At 62.0% G+C, this 17,941-nt stretch carries 15 protein-coding genes; 14 read left to right on the forward strand and 1 reads right to left on the reverse strand.

The window, feature by feature from the left end; all coding sequences use genetic code 11:
• Positions 1–112 precede the first annotated feature (112 nt).
• Both VII69_05035 and VII69_05040 read left to right on the forward strand, forming a co-directional pair.
• Positions 113–1,078 (forward strand): sulfotransferase, encoded by a 966-nt coding sequence (locus tag VII69_05035; protein ID HEY5094469.1) that lies wholly within the window; start codon positions 113–115, stop codon positions 1,076–1,078.
• Positions 1,079–1,081: 3 nt separating this feature from the next.
• Positions 1,082–2,095 (forward strand): sulfotransferase, encoded by a 1,014-nt coding sequence (locus VII69_05040; protein ID HEY5094470.1) that lies wholly within the window; start codon positions 1,082–1,084, stop codon positions 2,093–2,095.
• Here VII69_05040 and VII69_05045 read toward each other — a convergent pair.
• A complete protein-coding gene (locus VII69_05045; protein ID HEY5094471.1) occupies positions 2,092–3,132 on the reverse strand; it encodes a glycosyltransferase in 1,041 nt (346 codons plus the stop codon). The two genes, VII69_05040 and VII69_05045, sit on opposite strands and share 4 nt — an antisense overlap.
• A gap of 77 nt (positions 3,133–3,209) precedes the next feature.
• On the opposite strand from VII69_05045, the gene VII69_05050 reads away from it, so the two are divergent.
• The 12 genes from VII69_05050 to VII69_05105 all read left to right on the forward strand — a co-directional run.
• A complete protein-coding gene (locus VII69_05050; protein ID HEY5094472.1) occupies positions 3,210–4,190 on the forward strand; it encodes a sulfotransferase domain-containing protein in 981 nt (326 codons plus the stop codon).
• Positions 4,191–4,338: 148 nt separating this feature from the next.
• Positions 4,339–5,631: a nucleotide sugar dehydrogenase gene (locus VII69_05055; GenBank protein ID HEY5094473.1), complete on the forward strand. Its 1,293-nt coding sequence runs from the start codon at positions 4,339–4,341 to the stop codon at positions 5,629–5,631.
• A 105-nt stretch (positions 5,632–5,736) separates the two neighbouring features.
• Positions 5,737–6,231 carry a hypothetical protein gene (locus tag VII69_05060; protein ID HEY5094474.1) on the forward strand — a complete coding sequence of 165 codons (495 nt, stop codon included), beginning with the start codon at positions 5,737–5,739 and terminating at the stop codon, positions 6,229–6,231.
• Positions 6,232–6,260: 29 nt separating this feature from the next.
• Positions 6,261–7,253 (forward strand): polysaccharide biosynthesis/export family protein, encoded by a 993-nt coding sequence (locus VII69_05065; GenBank protein HEY5094475.1) that lies wholly within the window; start codon positions 6,261–6,263, stop codon positions 7,251–7,253.
• 61 nt (positions 7,254–7,314) lie between these two features.
• Positions 7,315–8,223, forward strand: a complete 909-nt coding sequence (locus VII69_05070; GenBank protein ID HEY5094476.1) for a hypothetical protein — start codon at positions 7,315–7,317, stop codon at positions 8,221–8,223.
• Between the two features lie 68 nt (positions 8,224–8,291).
• A complete protein-coding gene (locus VII69_05075) occupies positions 8,292–10,454 on the forward strand; it encodes a polysaccharide biosynthesis tyrosine autokinase (GenBank protein HEY5094477.1) in 2,163 nt (720 codons plus the stop codon).
• 19 nt (positions 10,455–10,473) lie between these two features.
• Positions 10,474–12,480, forward strand: coding sequence for a nucleoside-diphosphate sugar epimerase/dehydratase (locus VII69_05080; protein ID HEY5094478.1), 2,007 nt, complete (start codon positions 10,474–10,476; stop codon positions 12,478–12,480).
• Positions 12,440–13,810 (forward strand): nucleotide sugar dehydrogenase, encoded by a 1,371-nt coding sequence (locus VII69_05085; protein HEY5094479.1) that lies wholly within the window; start codon positions 12,440–12,442, stop codon positions 13,808–13,810. The genes VII69_05080 and VII69_05085 overlap by 41 nt, the downstream gene beginning before the upstream one ends.
• Entirely contained in the window at positions 13,807–14,769 is a 963-nt protein-coding gene (locus VII69_05090; GenBank protein HEY5094480.1) for a hypothetical protein, read from the forward strand. Before VII69_05085 ends, VII69_05090 begins: the two co-directional genes overlap by 4 nt.
• Positions 14,766–16,283: an O-antigen ligase family protein gene (locus tag VII69_05095; protein ID HEY5094481.1), complete on the forward strand. Its 1,518-nt coding sequence runs from the start codon at positions 14,766–14,768 to the stop codon at positions 16,281–16,283. Before VII69_05090 ends, VII69_05095 begins: the two co-directional genes overlap by 4 nt.
• Positions 16,283–17,449, forward strand: a complete 1,167-nt coding sequence (locus VII69_05100; GenBank protein HEY5094482.1) for a DegT/DnrJ/EryC1/StrS aminotransferase family protein — start codon at positions 16,283–16,285, stop codon at positions 17,447–17,449. Before VII69_05095 ends, VII69_05100 begins: the two co-directional genes overlap by 1 nt.
• A gap of 243 nt (positions 17,450–17,692) precedes the next feature.
• Positions 17,693–17,941, forward strand: a 249-nt coding sequence (locus VII69_05105) for a hypothetical protein (protein HEY5094483.1), incomplete at its 3' end; no start/stop codon positions are given.

Genomic DNA, 17,941 nt, shown 5'->3' on the forward strand with positions numbered 1-17,941 from the left:
TACTCGCGCTCTTCGGGTTAGACCGGTTCTATGGAGCCGATTCCATGCCGAAGCTCACCGACCCGTGGGCCACCGACGGGCCGTGGCCGCAGGCGTTCATATCTTGATCAGCATGGCCGGCAAGGTCATCCGCCACAACTATCGCAAGCTCGCGTCCAAGGCCGTGCGCGCGAGCCATGAGTTCTTCGTCGACGCCGGCGGCGACCACCGCTCTACCATCTTTCTAGCGGGGGGCGGACGCAGCGGCACGACGTGGATCGCGCAGATCCTCAACTATGACAATACTTACCGCATGATGTTCGAACCCTTCTATCCCAAAGAGGTGCCTATGTGCCGTTCGTTCGGCCCGGCACTCTACCTTCGGCCGGATGCGGTTGATCCAAGCAGACGCGAAATGGCCGGCCGCGTTCTAGCCGGGCGATTGAAAGGCGGATGGGTCAACCAGTACAACAACAAATGGTATGCGACGCGCCGCATCATCAAGGATATCCGAGTCAATCTTTTTCTCAAATGGCTGAACGTCAATTTTCCCGGCATGCCCGTGATCCAATTGTGGCGCCACCCATTGGCCACGGTGGCGTCGCGCATGGTCTTGGGCTGGGAGACGTACGCGGATCCCTATCTCTCGCAGGCGGCGCTCGTCGAAGATCATCTCGCGGGTGTCGCGGAAGAGATGAGAGCCGCCACCGATCCGTTCGATCAGCAAGTATTCAGGTGGTGCGTCGAGTCGTACGTGCCGTTGCGCCAATTCGCGGCTGGGGAGATCCATCTTGCCTTTTACGAACGGTTCGTTTCCGAGCCGGCAGCGGCGATCGCAGGAGTCTTCCGGCACATCGGGCGCATCTACGACGAGAAGGCACTTTCGGTGCTCACCAAACCTTCGACTCAGACCCGCAGAAGAAAAAGCGCCATCGTCACCGGCGGCAACGTCCTAGAGCAGTGGCGTGAAGCCATTTCGGCCGAACGCGTCCGCCGGGCGGTGCGCATCTTGTCCTTGTTCGGACTCGATCGCATTTACAACGAAGAAACGATGCCGGACGTCAATGCGGCATACGAGATGCTCGGCGTGAAAAAGTAGACGGTGGACGACGCACGCCGGCGGCCGAAATCATTGACGATCGCCGGCCGAATCCGCCGCCGCCTTTCCGTCATAGTTCACAATTTGTACGTCGATGTAAACCGGGACGCAAGCGCGACCGTGCTGCTCTGCGGCTCCGGCCGCAGCGGCACGACGTGGCTCGTCGGCGTCGCGAACTACGACAACTACTACCGCCTCATGATCGAGCCTTTTTTTCGCGCCCACGTCCCAGCAGTGAAGGCGTTCCGACGGCGCCAGTATTTGCGGCCGTCAAATGTCGACCCGACGTACCTTGGACCGGCGACGTCGATCTTCACCGGCGCCATCCGCGATGGGTTCATCGATCAATTGAACCGCCGGATCGTCTGCACTTCGCGCATCGTGAAGGACGTGCGATGCACGCTGATGCTCGGATGGCTTCGCGCCCGCTTTCCCGCAATGCCGATCGTGCTGGTGCTTCGCCATCCATGCGCGGTGGCGCATTCGCGGGCTAAGCTCGGATGGGACGACATCCGTGAAGATTACCTCGGGCAGCCCGATCTCGTGACGGATCATCTCGCGCCGTTCGCAGGCGCGATACGAGCCGCTAGTACAGATTTCGAGCGCCACGTCTTCGACTGGTGCGTCGAGAACTACGTTCCGTTCCGCCAATTAGCGCCGGGCGGCGTGCATCTGGCGTACTACGAAAATTTTTGCGTCGATCCGGCGCGCGAACTCGATCGATTGTTCGCGTTTTTGGGGCGGCCATACGATGCGAGGATATTCTCCACGCTCACGCGATCGACAGCCTCTGCGTTCGCCGCAGGACGCGCGCGGTCGTCGGCGGTCATCAGCGAAGAAAGCCTAACCGAATCGTGGCGCGGTCAACTTTCGCGAGACCAGATCGACCGGGCATATGAGATCGTGGCATCATTCGGTTTGGAACGGATCTACGGCCGCGCATGGCTGCCCGACATGGATGGAGCGCTTGCGACGTTTTCGGGTGCGACGGATATTGCATCCGTAGCACCAGGCTAGAGCGACGAAACGAATTTGGGCGGGGAGTGTGCGAGACCGCGCAGGAAGTTAACCGCATACAACACATGGACGACCGGAAACAGCACGCACGCGCAGAGGTTGACGCCGATCGGCGCTTGCCGCGCGCCAAGAACGACGACCGCGAGCGCGTAGATCGCATACGCCGGGAGCAAAAGCATGCGCCAAGGTGAGATGAGGATCGCGATAAGCGTGAACAGACCGAGAAGGACGACCGCATGACGCCACCGCCGTTCAACCGGATATCGTCGAATCGTCTGCGCGCGCCAGAATCCGTATCCCGACCATTGCCGGACGGTGGACCACACGCCGCGCGTCACGTGATAGCGGTTTTCCACCGGAATGAGCAGCATGCGCCAACCGTCGGCGCGAAGGCGCGATTCGAGTTCCGAATCCTCGTTCGCGATCCAGTTTTCGTCGAAGCCACCCAACCGCTGCAAGAGTCCCGGCCGCCACGCGCCGAGATACATCGTATCCGTGTACCGGGGTTGGGTGAGCTGCAGGACGTCGAGTCTCGCCACGCCGAGCGGATGCGTGAGGAGCGCGCCGGAGAGGCGGGATTGAAAGGTGCCGCCTTCATCGGGCACTTGGTGTCCGCCGACGCAGCCGAGATCCGGAGGTCCGTCCGCGAACGCGGCGACGATATCCGCGAGGTACGCCGGTCCGTACGTCGTGTGCGCGTCGAGGCGGACGATCAAGTCGGTGACGGCCAGTTGCCGGATGCCTGCGTTCAAGCTGATCGGAATGCGCCGCCGGGGATTGCTCACCACCGTGCCCTGTATGTCCGCAGCGGCCAGCCAGCGATCGACCACGGCGACGCTTTCATCGGTGGATGCGCCGTCGACGGCGACGAGCTGGATGCGGCGGTGATCGAATGTCTGCGCAGCGATGCTCGCAAGCGTCTCCGCCAAGCTGGCCGCTTCGTTGAAGACCGGCATGACGAGTCCGATGCGGACGAGTTGCGGATCGACGGTTCGAGCCACGGGAAGATCTGCACGATCGTGCAAGACGGCACTCATACGTTGACGGACTATCCGGCCCGCACCCAATGTTCTCCTCGTGACTCGCGCCGCGGCGCTCCCTGCCGGCGCACGAAGTGAACGGCTTCGACGCTTCGATCCGCGAGCGGACGAAAGCCGGTCTGCGCGGCGTGAAGTCGATGGTCAAACAGGCGCATTTCGACCTCGGCGGCGATCACCGCGACACGATCTTTCTCGCGGGAAGCGGCCGCGGAGGCACGACATGGATAGCGGAGATGATCAATTACGACAATGCGTTCCGCTTTATCTTCGAGCCCTTCAACGCACGCACGGTGCCGCTTTGCGGCGCCTTCGGCAACCGTCAGTATCTTCGGCCCGGCGACGACCGGCCCGAATTCGTGGATGCCGCGCGCGCGATCGTCAATGGAAAATTTCGCAATGGATGGGCCGACTATTACAACCATCGCGTCGTGAGCAAGAAGCGCTTGATAAAGGATATCCGCGCGCACCTCTTCTTGCGTTGGCTCTTCGAGAAGTTCCCCGGGATGCCGATCGTGCTGATGTTCAGACATCCCTGCGCTGTGGCCTCATCGCGGCTTCGTTACGGATGGGGCCACGATCTCGAGGCATTCCTTCACCAGCCGCAGCTCCTCGAAGATCATCTGTCGCCGATGCGCGAGCGGCTCGAGCAACTCAAAGAGCCGTTTGAGATGCACGTCGCGCAATGGTGCATCGAGAACTACGTGCCGCTGCGCCAGTTCACCGCGGGCGAGATCCACGTCGCGTTCTACGAGGATTTTCGAAGCGATCCGCGCCGGGAAATCGCGCGGCTCTTCGCATTCATCGGCAGGCCGCTCACCGAAGACGCCTTCGCCCGTCTCGCGCGGCCGTCGTCCATGGCGTGGGAATCCGCGGCTGGCATCGCGCTCGGCGGCGCACGCTCGGACGGCTGGCGATCGTTCGTCTCCGACGGCGAGGCGAGACGCGCGGCCGAGATTCTCCAGATGTTCGGTCTCGAGCGGCTCTACGACGACGGCGCGGAGCCGCGGATATCTGCGAACGAGATCTTGCCGGCCGTTGCCGCAACTAGGCCCTAGGGCCCAGAAAGCGCCGTTTATTAGGGCTGATGGGGCAGACTTCGCAGGCAATGCCGTTCTTTTTCGGACAAGGTACAACAAGCTACAATCATCTGACACTATTGTCTACCCTCCCGGCACGTCAATACCAACGTCAAACGAGGCTCGAATGAAAGTCACCGTCCTGGGGCTTGGCTACATCGGTCTGCCCACCGCATCGATGTTGGCGCTCGCAGGTCATCGCGTCTTCGGCTACGATGTCAACGTTGCCATGCGCGCGCAGTTGCGGGCCGGCGCGGGTCACATCGCCGAGACCGAAGTCAGAGATATCGTCGCAAAGGCTCTCGCATCCGGAAATCTATCGATCGTCGATGATCTCACCGCTGCAGATGCCTACATCATCTGCGTGCCGACGCCGAACACGTCTGACGGGCGCCCCGATCTTTCATACGTGCAATCCGCCGCTAAGGCCGTCGCGCCGCTCCTGCACGGCGGAGAACTGGTCATCCTCGAATCGACCGTGCCGCCGGGCACGCTCGAGCGCACCGTCGTCCCGGCGATGCGCGCAGCCAGCGTCGATCCGGATTCGATTTTTCTCGCCCATTGCCCGGAGCGCGTCATCCCCGGCGCGATCGTGCGCGAGCTCAAGGAGAACGGACGGATCATCGGCGGCCGCCGGCCCGAAGACGCGAGCAGGGCCAAAGCGCTCTACGCGTCGTTCGTCGATGGCGAGCTGATCGAAACCGACAGCACGACGGCGGAACTCGTCAAGGTCGTCGAAAACACGTTTCGAGATGTGAACATCGCGCTCGCGAACGAGCTCGCGGTGCTATGCGAGGATCTCGAAGTCGACGCGTGGGAAGTCATCAGATTGGCGAACAAGCATCCGCGCGTCGACATCCTGAATCCGGGGCCAGGCGTCGGAGGGCACTGCATCCCGATTGATCCACAATTCCTTGCGGACGCTCATCCGTTTGCGACGGAACTCATCCAAACCGCTCGCCGCGTGAACGCCCGTATGCCGAATCACATCGTGCGCCGGGTCAGGGATCACGTGCCGAGCGGGGAGCATCGCAAGATCGCGTTGCTCGGCGCATCATATAAGGCCGACGTGGACGATTCGCGTGAAAGCCCGTCGGAAAAACTGGTCGCGCTCTTCGAAGAGCTCGATTACGAGACCGCGGTCTTCGATCCCATCGCACGCGGCTTCAAACATGGACTGTACCCGAGCCTCGAAGCTGCGGTCGAAGGTGCGGACGCGGTCGTGCTTGTCGTGGGTCACCGCATCTTTCAGAAGCTGGACCCGGTCGACATCGGACCTCGTATGCGCAGCCGCCTCCTTGTCGACGCTCGCAAATTCTTTGATGCTACACAATGGTCGGACGCCGGATTCACTGTCGAAACGCTCGGCGACGGACGAAGCCGCACCAAACCGATGCTCGCCACCAACGGCCGCCATTAGGCCATTCGGACCACTCCGGGTTGCGAAAAGGTCAGTAGACCTAGACCGTCAAGGCCCATTCCCGCATAGCGCCACAGCCACATAAAAGCTAGGATATTACTTGAGATGGCCATACAAAGCATAAAACTACTCCGCGTCGCGCTCGTCGATGATCAGAACATCGTGCGCGAAGCCTTTGCCGCCTTGATCGAAGAGAGCGGCATCGCCGAAGTGATCGCTTCGTATCCGCATGCCGGCGTATCGGCGGCCGAGCTGCGGCAACAGAACATCGGCGCCGTGCTCATCGGTTTCGAAGCACAGCTCAGCGATCCACTCCAGACAGCCTCGATGCTCGCACTCTCGCTGCCTGGTGTCCCGCTGTGCGCACTCGTTGGCGGCGGCCAACCAACTCTCGTCCACAATGCGATGAAAGCCGGATGCACCTGCGCAGTCAGCACGGGGTCGTCGGTCGAAGTACTCGTCGCAGCGCTACGAGCGCTGAATCTTGGCCAAGCCTGGGTCGATCCAAACCTCGGCGGCAGGCTGCTGATCGCAGAATATGGCGGCGGCGGCAAGATGGGCGCAAATGGATGTAACGAACTGCCCCCTTCCACGCACTAATCTAATGTATAGGAAATTTTGTGAGCAATATGTTTGATTCAGCTTGGACCATCGGAAAAATCACCACTGCGTCGTTGGTCGCGACGACGCTGCTCGCCGCGCCTTGTGCAGCCTTAAGCGCTCCGACCAGCGCTCCGGCACCTGCGGCAACGTCTGTCCCGGCCGCACCGGCGCCTGCGGCGGCTCCCGCCCATTCCGCGGACTATATCATCCATTCCGGCGACCAATTGAACGTCCAGGTATTCGGCGATTCGTCGCTGTCGCAGTCGGTGACGGTCTTGCCGTCCGGCGATATCCAATATCCGCTGATCGGCAAAGTGCACGTGGCGGGCCAATCGCCCGACGACGCGGCGCAGACCATAGCCCACGCACTGAAGAAGTTCGTCCGTAATCCGGTCGTGAGCATCATCTTAGCCCAACAAGGCGAGATCAACGTGCTCGTGCTCGGCGGCGTGCAAAAACCCGGCAAGTACCAATTGACCTCGGCCGCGCATCTGACCGATGCCGTGTCGGTGGCCGGCGGACTCGCAGGCACCGCGCAAGCCTATCCCACCGCGAAGCTGACGGACTACAGCGGCCAACTGAGAGAAGTCTCGCTGCAAAAACTGTACGGCGACGGCGACACGTCGCTGGACTTGCCGGTCACCGACGGTTCCATCGTTTATATCCCATCACCGGTGCTGATCGACGTCGAAGTCTCGGGCGCGGTGGATCATCCGGGCGAGGTCGAACTGTCGCAGGGCGACCGTCTCTCGATGGCCATCGCAAAAGCAGGCAACAGCAATAGCGCCGACGCGGATCTGAACAATATCCACGTCATGCGCACGCTGCCGACTGGTCAAGTGCAGAACTACAACGTCAATCTCTACGATTCACTGCAGCAGGGCAAGACGAACGTGGACATGCCTCTTCAAAAAGGCGACATCGTATTCGTTCCTAAGTCGAAGCACGGGCTCAACGGTAACGGCACGAATCCGCTTTACTTGTTGCTCATCGGGCTTAAAACGCTTGTGAACATTTAGACCTCGAATACATCTTAGGTACATCTAGGGCAGGTAGGATTTGAAGGAGTCGAACGCGATCATGAGGAGCAAACAATTCGTCATCGGAGCCTGCGCCGCGGTAGCGCTCGGCGCAGCAGTCGTCGCAGGATGCGGCGGCGGCTCGGGCGGTAGTTCCGCGTTGCCTGGACCCGGACCCAACCCATCGCCCAGCGTGGGCGTCTCGCCCTCGCCGGTCCCATCGCCGACGCCAACGCCGACGCCGAGTCCGGTGGGATCACCGGTCGTCCTTTCGGGCGGCATGCAAGTCTCCACAGGCGGCACCGTCGGATCCGGCTTCACATACGGACCTGCGGCGAACATAAGCGCCGTGTTCAGTTGCGGCTGCTTCCCGCAAGCGGGCATCGCGCTGACGGACGCGGGCGGACACTGGAGTGCGGTTTCCCCCACCCAAGCCACTCCTGGGCCATCACCATATGTCCTGGTCGCGGGCCGCAACTACATCGTCATCGCTGAGCCGTCCGGCGGCGCCGGACCGCAAGGCTGGACGTTGCTCTTCGCCGGCAAGACACCCGCCACATCGCTCGGTTTGGGCGACTCGAACTCCGTGCTCGCGTCGGCATCGATGAGCGACAACTATACCACCGCCGCCGCTCTCTACGTCTACAAGAAGTCGTCGCAGTGCCTCAACCACAATTGCGAGACCGCGTTTGACGATTGGAACTTCAACGCTGTGCAAGCTTGGGTGACGCACTTGACAACGGGCCCGATCAACTTCGCCGAAACCGCGCTGCTCAACGACATCGCGGCGCAATCGCTCGCCGGCCTGTCGCTCTTCCCGAGTCCGAAAGAGCCGACTTGGAATCCGACGCAGCCGTTGAACACGCTGATCACGTCCGACATCAACGCGGTCGCGGGCAGCGGCGACCTGAGCATACCGACGCCGTGTCCGCTCGGGCCGGCCTCGTGCACCGGAACGCCAACACCGTAAGCAACGCGGGGCGGTCGCCGACCGCCCCACGACTTTTTTTTAAAGAGGATCGAGAGGCATAACGGACCATGTATCAACTGCCCAGCAACGGCCACGTCTCGGCCGTGCAAGATCAGAGCCGAGAGAACGACTTCGAAAAGATATTCACTACGCTGGTCCGCCGGCGTCGGACTTTTTTCGCCATTTTCGGCGTGTTCTTCATCGTCTGTCTTATCTATGCGTTCTTGTGGCCCAAGACGTACATGACGCAAGTCGAGCTCATCACGGGCAACTCGGCCACGAACTTGAGCGGCACCAATTCCGATCTGCCGGTCTTGAACGCTCTGCTCGCGGCGAGCGGCGTCCAATCCGTCGAGACTTACGCCACGCTCATCCAAGACAAGAGTGTCGCTGCAAAGGTGATCAAGAACCTCAGTCTCAAGCACATCAGCCCGTACGATCTGTTGAAATATCACATCGTCGTCCAGCCGGTCACCAACACGCAGATCGTCACGCTCCAGGCGACGTGGTCCACTAAAGAGACGTCAGCCGCCATCGCCAACGAATTCGGCAAAGTGCTCATCGAGAAGCAGCGTGGATTGATCGCCGGCCAATCGGTCAGCGAGATGCAATACCTGCAGACGCAGATCCCAAGCGCCCAAGTCACGATGAACAAAGCAAACACTGCCCTCGCCGATTTTGAGAACGAGCACAGCATCGCGGACATCAGCGCCCAGACACAAGCCACGGTCGGCCAGTTCACCGACACGGCCACGCGCATCGCGCAGGTCCAGGTCGATCAGCAGCAAGCCCAAGCCGCGCTCGGCAACGTCGTCGGTCAAATCGACTCCGCGTCGCGCACCACGGTCGGCGCAACATCGGTGCAGCAGAATCCGGTCGTCACGCAGCTCCAGCAGCAACTCGAGCAGGTGAAAGTGCAGCTCGCATACGCGCGCAAGCAATACACCGAGGCGCACCCCACCGTCATCGCGCTCGAGCAGCAGGAGCAGCAGCTTCAAAAGGAGCTTTCGGCGCAGCCGCCCACATACGTCCAAGGGAATACGATCGTCCCCAATCCGGTGTCGCAATCGCTCGAACAGCAGGGGGCGGCGCTGCGCACGCAGATCGCGAGCGATGCGCAACAGCTCACCGCGCTTGAAGTCCAACAGCGGCAAAACCAAGCGCGCGTCGGGCAACTCCCCAACACCACCCAAAAACTTGCCAACTTGCAGCGCGACGCGGGACTCGCCAACAGCGTCTACGCGACGCTGCGGCAGCACTACGACGACGCGCTGGTCGCGAAAACGCTCGCGCTGTCGAACGTCACCGTGTCGGAGCCTGCCAATCCGGCGTTCGCGCAAGTGAAGCCGTCCTGGGTGCTCGTGCTCGCCATCGGCCTGATTCTCGGGCTCTTGCTGGGTCTCAGCGGCGTCTTCGTCATCGACTTCTTCGACAACACGCTCAAAGACGAGAACGATGTCTTGCGCTCTCTACCGGCGCCTCTTCTCACCAACATACCGAACCTCGAGGCGATCGACCGCAAAGCCCAAGCGCGTCTGCCGCAACTGCGCGCTCTCACGATCGAGGCGTACCTTCAACTGGTCACCGCGATCCGGTTCTCATCGGATAAGCCGCTGCGCACGATCGCGATCACGAGCCCGGCGCAAGGCGACGGCAAGACCACCGTCGCGTTGAGCACCGCCATCGCCATGGCGGAAATGGGGCCGCGGGTTCTGCTCATCGACGCCGACATGCGGCGGCCTGCGCTTCACGATCGCCTAGGCGTCGCAAACGATAGGGGCCTCACAAACGTCGTCATCGGCGATGCCACGCCGCACGATGTCATCGTCGCCACGCGTTACGCCAATCTCGACATGATGCCGGCCGGCGCGCAAGCGCCAAATCCGGTCAAGCTCATCCAGTCTGCGCGTTTTGATGAGATCATCGCCGGACTGCTCGACACGTACCAGACCATCATCTTCGACACATCGGCATTGATGCCGGTCATCGACGCCGCTGCGCTCGCCGCGAAGACCGACGGCGTGGTCCTCGTGGTCTCCGCCGGTCATACCGATTCGGGCACCGCGCAGCGTGCGGTGCAGCGCTTACAATTCGCGACCACCGCTAACCTGTTGGGCATCGTGATGAACCGAGCGACGTCCACCCGTAACGATGTGGTCTACGCCTTCCAAACGTCGAACGGGGACTCCATGTCGTTGACGGGCGATCTGGAGCACTCGACGGGCGCTTGAGAAAGAGGTTGGATTCTACGTGACCGTGAGCAAGCAGGCTCGCCCCGGCGCAAGCGGTGATCGCTTGCGCTTCGCGCTGCGGGTCGCTGCCGAAGCAGCGATCGCCGCCGGCGCGTTCGCGGCGGCCGGCTATCTCACGGGTTCGGGTCACTTGGTGACGACCGGCAATCTATTGGCGGGGATAGTTTTTCCGGCGCTGCTACTGACCTGTGCGGCCTTTATCTTCGAACGGTTCTCGTTCGATTCCACGCGGACGGTCTGGGCCGGCGCCGGCACCGCGGCCGCGGCCGGAATCCTTGCAATATATGCGCAGCTCGCGTCGTCCGCACCGTGGACGGCGGCACAAGCGATCGTCGCTGCCGCCCTGTACATCGCCGCACGATCGGTCCTGTTCGGCAGCAGATCCGGTTTGTCGCGCGGACTTTCTCAGAGCAAGCCGCACGCGCAGCGCGCGATCATCATCGGTTCGAAAGACGCAGCAAGCGCGGTCTTGCGTTCGATCGCCGCGCGCGCCGATCTGCCCTTCGACGTCGTCGCCTGTCTTGACGATGAGACGGACCGCCATTCGGTCGAAGGCGTGCCCGTCCTTGGGGGAATCGACCGCCTGCCCACCGTCGCCGCAGGTTGCGGCGCCGGATGCGTCATCATCGCGTCCTCACAGCTTTCGCCGGATCGCGTCCGGCGGATCAACGAGATGTGCTCGCACCTCTCGGCGCCCGATGGCTCGAAGATCTTGGTCAAGGTGATGCCGGAAGTCGCTGAGTTGCTGATGGGCACAGTGCGAGTCTCGCGCTTGCGCGACGTGTGCCTCGAAGATCTGCTGCAGCGCCGCGGCGTCAACGTCGATGCTGCGCTTGCCGCGCCCCACTTGCGCAATCAGGTCGTGTTGATCACGGGCGCCGGCGGTTCCATCGGCGGCGAGCTCTGCCGCCAGATCGCCGCGTTCGAGCCACGATTGCTGCTGCTGCTCGGGCACGGCGAGAACAGCTTGTTCGCCATCGATCAAGAACTGCGCTCGCTCGGATTCACGCGCACGAGGATCGTCGTGGCCGATGTGGCCGACGCAGCGCTCATCCGGCGCGTGTTCACGCGCTTTCGTCCACATCTGGTCTTCCACGCGGCCGCGCATAAGCACGTGCCCATCGTCGAGCACAATATCTGCGAAGCGGTCCGCAACAACGTCCTCGGCACGCAAGTCGTCGCGCTCGCCGCCGCCGCAAGCGGTGTCGCGAAATTCGTGATGATCTCCACCGACAAAGCGGTGAACCCGTCGAGCATGATGGGCGCCACAAAGCGGGCCGCGGAGATGATCTGTCAATCGTTCGAGCGGCGCACCGGCACTGAATTCGTTTCAGTGCGCTTCGGCAACGTGCTTGGGAGCCGCGGCAGCGTCATCCACACCTTCAAGAACCAGATCGAGCGCGGAGGCCCGGTCACGGTCACGCATCCCGACATGGTCAGACACTTCATGACGATCCCGGAGGCGGTGAGCCTCGTCCTCGAAGCGATGGCCATCGGCCGCGATGGCCAGGTGTTCGTCATGGATATGGGCGAGCCGGTCCGAGTGGTCGAGCTCGCGGAAAATCTCATCACGCTTTCCGGACTTCGTCCGTACGAAGACATCGATATCGTCTTCTCCGGCATCCGTCCGGGCGAGAAACTGTTCGAAGAGATCCTCACCGCTCGGGAGCGCGAGAATCCGACGGTGAACGAACGCCTATTCATGGCGCAACAGGAACGCATCGAGTACGAACGTCTTTCCGATTCGCTCGGACGGCTCGATCTCGCCGTGCGCACGCCCGATCCGGCAACGGTCGTCGAAGTCATGCAGCGTCTCGTCCCATCGTACACGCCGAGTCAGACGCTCCTGGCGACGGAAGATCTAACGCCCGTCAGGGCGGCCAAGTCAACAGCCAAGCCGAGCGCCGCCGCCTCGAACGGCTCGCGCGCGAACGGCGCGGTCTCAACCGACGCGGTCTCAAGCGATGCGCGCGCTCTTGCCGGGAGTGTCGATGCGAGCGATTGAGCTAGCGCAAGTCCCCGATCATCTCGCGCAACTGAAGGAGCGCATCATCTCACGGACCGCGCACGTGGGCGTGATCGGCATCGGCTTCATCGGACTTCCGCTCGCCGTCGAGCAAGCGAAGGCCGGCTTTCAGGTCGTCGGCGTGGACCACGACCACATCCGCGTCGCTCAGCTCAATAACGGGCTGAACTATCTGCGCGATGTCATCGACGCCGATCTGGCGTCGGCGGTCGCGAGCGGCAAACTCACCGCCACGACCGACTTCGGAACGATCCGCGATTTCGACGTCATCATCATCTGCGTCCCAACACCCGTGACGTCGAACAAAGACCCGGACACCACGTTCATCCGCAAGATCGCCGAGCTCATCGCGAAGCAGCTGAGTCCAGGCACGCTCATCACGCTCGAAAGCACGACGTATCCGGGACTCACAGAAGACGTGCTCCGGCCCATCTTCGACGCGTCGGGGCTGCGCGCCGGCGTGGAATATTTCCTCGCCTTTTCCCCCGTCCGCTCGGATCCGGGCAACACCGATTTTCGCGCCTTCAACATCAACAAGATCGTGGGCGCGCTGACGCCTGCCTGTCTTGACGTCGCGACCACGTTTTACAAGCAGACCATCGCCGACGTCGTCGCGGTGTCAAGCCCGAAAGTCGCGGAGATCACCAAAGTCTTCGAGAACACGTTCCGCGCGGTCAACATCGCGCTAGTCAACGAGCTGGCATTGCTCTGCGATAAGCTGGACATCAACGTGTGGGAAGTCATCGACGCCGCCGCCACAAAACCGTACGGCATCATGCGCTTCGATCCGGGCCCTGGGGTCGGCGGCCACTGGATTCCACTCGATCCGTTCTACCTCGCATGGGCGGCGCGCCAGCACGACTTCCATCTGCGCTTCTCCGAACTCGCGGCCGAGATCAACATCCTCATGCCGCAGTTCGTGCGCGAAAAAGTGATTCGCCAGCTGAACATGCGGGCAAAACCCATGCTCAACGCCGAAATTCTGCTCATCGGCATGGCATATAAGAAGAACGTTGACGATTGGCAAGAATCCCCGGCGCTCAAATGCCTGCATCTATTCGAAAGCGACCATGCCGTCGTGAACTATCACGATCCGCGCGTGCCCAGCTTCCGCGACCGTGACGGGAGGCTGCGCCACTCGGTGCCGCTCACGCCGGAAGTGCTGGCGAGCGCGGACTGCGTCGTGATCATGACCGACCACGCCGAAACCGATTGGGAACTGATCGTGAGCCACGGGCAAGCGATCTTGGACACGCGCAACGCCACCAAGCACGTGAAGCACGACCGGGAACGGATCGTGCTGCTGTGATCGACGCGTCAACGAAGCCGGCTCGCACCGCCGGCGCCGAAAGCGCCGATCACGAGCGCCGGCGCGCCACCGTCCTCATGCTGGGTTTCCGCAGGCTTGCCGAACCGTTCGTGGGCCGTCTTGCGGATGACGAATTGGGCTTCGTGTACGGCCGCATGTCCGCGCTGCGCGTTCCGTTCTGCAATCTGGTCTATCAGATCGGCGGCGGGCCCGTCGTCGACTCCAGAGTGTTCGGGGTCTGCAAAGCGTTGGAGCGCCGGATCGTCAAGCATTGGATAGGCAGCGACGTGCTTCGCGTGCGCGAACCTCTCGTCCAAGAGCAGAACGCCACGGGACTCGTCGAGCATTGGGCGGTCGCGGCGCATCTTGCCGACGAGCTGGCAGCGGGCGGCATTTCGGCCATCACGGTGCCGCTGAGCGTCATCGACAGCGTCGCGCCAACTCCGTTGCCCGCGCCGCCGCTCACGGTACTGTCGTATCTGCCCACCCGGAAGTTCGATTTTTACAACGGCGCGACCGTTCTCTCGCTCGCGTCGCGCTTTCCCGACGTGCACTTTCTGGTCGTCGGCGACGACGGCGCCGGACGCGGCGCGACAAAGAACGTCGAATTTCTCGGTTATCAGCGCCAGATGGATTTGATCTACGCCAGGTCGCACGTGCTCTTGCGCCTGCCGCGCCACGACGGCCTTTCCTACATGGTTTTGGAGGCCCTCAACCACGGGCGCCAGGTGATCTGGAATCTGCCGTTCGAGACCGCGCGGATGGGCCGCACGGAAAATGAAGTCGCCTGCCATATCCGCGAATTGCGTGCGGCGCTTGCGACCGGCACGCTCACGTTCAACACCCGCGGCCGGGATGTCGTCCACGCGACGCATTCCGGAAGCAGAGTGCGCGACATGATCCGCACGAGATTGAAAGCCACGCTCGACAGAGCCGGTTTTCGAGGACAGCTATCTTGATATATCTTCCGCTGCTGGGCGCCGTCAGAATACCCAAACTCACTCCGTGGACCTGGGTCGGGATCGGCATCGCGGTGGCCGCATACACCTTCCTGCTCGCCATCGCTTTCGAACTGGCCATGGGAGATCAGGGCTGCACGATCGCGAACGGCATGGTCGCAGGATGGTGCGGGTCCAAGACCGGCATCGCGATGGCGCTGACGATCATCTTCATTCCGCCCGCGCTCATCTTCGCGGTCAAGCGGCCGTGGCTGTTCCCGGTCGCCCTGTACGCGCTATGCGTGCCGTCCGATTCCTACCTCAGCATCGGCTCCGGCGCGAGTGTCTGCAAGGTCGCCGGCGCACTTGCTTTGACGGCGTTGATCTTCTGGATAATCCGAAGACGTTCGATCGTCAATCCGGGTATCGCCGCTGTCGCCTGGATCGGCTATTTCCTCTGGGCCACCGCCACGCTTCTCTGGGCCATGACCAGCGGCAACACGGTGATCTCGTACTACGCCACGTTCTCGCAGCTCGTCGTCCTCTTCCTCGCGTTCGTCATCACGCCGATCGACGAGAAAGAATTCAATATTCTCCTCGCGTCGTTCGTCGTCGGATCATGCATCGCTGCGATCTTCGGCGCCATCGTCTTCAACAGCGGCCAATACCTGAATCAGGGCAGGCTGAAGGCGCACTTCAACCCCGATGCAAAACTGTCGTCCGACTTCTTCGCGGCCTCCATGGTGTTTCCGATCGGCATCGTCGTGATGTCGGCGCTGCGCCAGCGCTGGGGCATCAAGAAGATCGTGTATCTCATCGCCTTCGCCATCCTGATGGTCGGCCAATTCGTCGTGGGCTCGCGCGGCGCGCTCTTGGCGGACGTCTGCACGATCGCCTACTTCTTCTGGAAAGACCGCTATCGCGCGCAACTGGTGTTCGTCAGCGTCTGCGGACTGCTCGTCAGCCTGATGTATCCTGAGTTCTGGGCGCGAATCGTGACGCCGGATACCCACGGCGGTGACAACGGCGGGTCGGGCCGGATTCCGATTTGGAAAGTCGGCTTCGCCGCGTTGAAGCACTATTGGCTCTTCGGCGCCGGCCTCGACAATTTCACGTTCGCCTACAATCAATATTTCTTGTCGGTCTGGAACACGTTCTACACCGGATGGAGCCGCGGTCCGCACAACATCCTCTTGGAAGCGGCCGTTGAATTGGGAGTCGTCGGCCTCACTTTGCTCTGCCTTGGATGGTGGACCACGTTCCGGTCGCTGCGCCACATTCCGATCGGCCACCGGCTCTACGACATGCGCATCATGATCGAGGGCGGCGTGTTCGGCACGTTCGTCAACGCGCTGTTCGTGCATATCATGCTTCAAAAATTCACGTGGTGGATGTTCGCGCTCACTTTGATGGCGGGCACGATGTCGCGCAGCGTGATGGCAAAGGAGCGCGTCGTCTTGAGCGACGACGTCCGCGCAGGTCCGGTGCCCACGCCGTCGCTGCCGCCGCCGCGCGTCCTCGAAAGGGCGCCGTGATGCGATCCGAATTCTTGCCATACTGCCGTCCGTTCATCGAACAAGACGACATCGATGCCGTCACCGATACGCTGTTGCGCGGCTGGCTCACGTCGGGGCCTAAGGTACGCGAGTTCGAGAAGCTCTTCGCCGAGGCCACCGGGGTGAAGCACGCCGTGGCGCTCAACAGTTGCACCGCGGCCCTGCACCTCGGGATGATCGCGCTTGGGGTCGGGGAAGGCGATGAAGTCGTGATGCCGAGCTTGAGTTTCGTGGCCGGCGCCAATTGCGCAGTGCAGATCGGCGCAAAGCCAGTCTTCTGCGACATCGATCCCGAGACGCTATGCTTGTCGGTCGAGACGATCGAGGCTGTGGCCACCCCTGCGACCAAAGCGATCATGACCATGCACTACGCGGGCCGTCCGGCCAGCGCCGCGCCGATCGTCGCGTGGGCCAAGAAAAGGGGAATCAAGGTCTTCGAAGACGCCGCGCTCTCTACCGGGATGCGCGACGACGGCGAATGGTCCGGCACGCGCAGCGATGCCGCCGCGTACAGTTTTTACGCCACGAAGAACGTCACGTCCGCCGAGGGCGGCATGTTCGTAACTAGCGACGACGCGCTGATGGAACGTGTCCGCCAGCTCGCGCTGCACGGCATGGATCGCGACGCCTGGAAACGCTACACGAGCGCAGGATCGTGGCGCTACGACATCCTCGAACACGGTTATAAGGACAACATGCCGGACATGGCGGCGACTCTCGGGATTTCGCAATTGAAGAAGCTCGACGCCATGCAGCGCCGCAGGGATGAGATCGCGCGCGCGTACGTGCAGGCCATAGTAGCGATCCCCGGCGTGACGGTAGGCGGCGTCGGCAACATGGGACCAAAGGACCGGCATAGCTGGTGCATGTTCCCGATTCTCGTCGATGAGAAAGCGGCCGGGATCAGCCGCGATCGTCTCATCGATGATCTCAAAGCAGCGAACATCGGCACGAGCGTGCACTATATCCCGAGTCACACCTTCACGGCGCACCGCGCCGGCGCGGCGCAACTTCCGGTGACCGATGCGCTGTGGCAGCGGTTGATCTCACTGCCGCTGTACCCCGCAATGACCGACGACGATGTCGCCGATGTCATCGACGCGCTCCGAATATGCATTCCCGGAAAAGTGACGCAAGCCGTCTAGCCCAACCGCTCGAACCGCTTCACCCGTTTAGAGGCCCCGTCATTTAAAGACGCGGGACTTGATGTTTCGCAGCGAACGTGATGTCGCTCACGCACATCACCGACGTGTGACTCTCGTCCATCAGACGCGTGACTCGTCGCATAGAGCCGTACCCTGGTCTCAAGCTATCATAGTGGTGAAGACACCCCATACATGGGGCGACTTCTGCGCGGATACAGCCGCGTAGTGAGCATGAGGGTATACATGAGGCAGTCAAAATTTCAACTCGGTTCGATAGCCTTCGCGGCGATCGCGCTTTTGGTGTCCGGATGCGGCAGCGGCGGCGGCGGCGGCTCCGTCATTCCCGCGCAGCACAATTTCGTCAATGGCGGATCACCAACGCCTGGCGTATCGCCCACACCCGGCGGTTCGCCCTCACCGCTGCCGAGCGGCTCGGCGACGCCTCAACCTAAAGGTTCGCCGACGCCCTTCCCGTCGCCCACCATCCATCCG

The organism is Candidatus Eremiobacteraceae bacterium (assembly GCA_036511855.1).
Taxonomy (GTDB): Bacteria; Vulcanimicrobiota; Vulcanimicrobiia; order Eremiobacterales; family Eremiobacteraceae; genus JABCYQ01.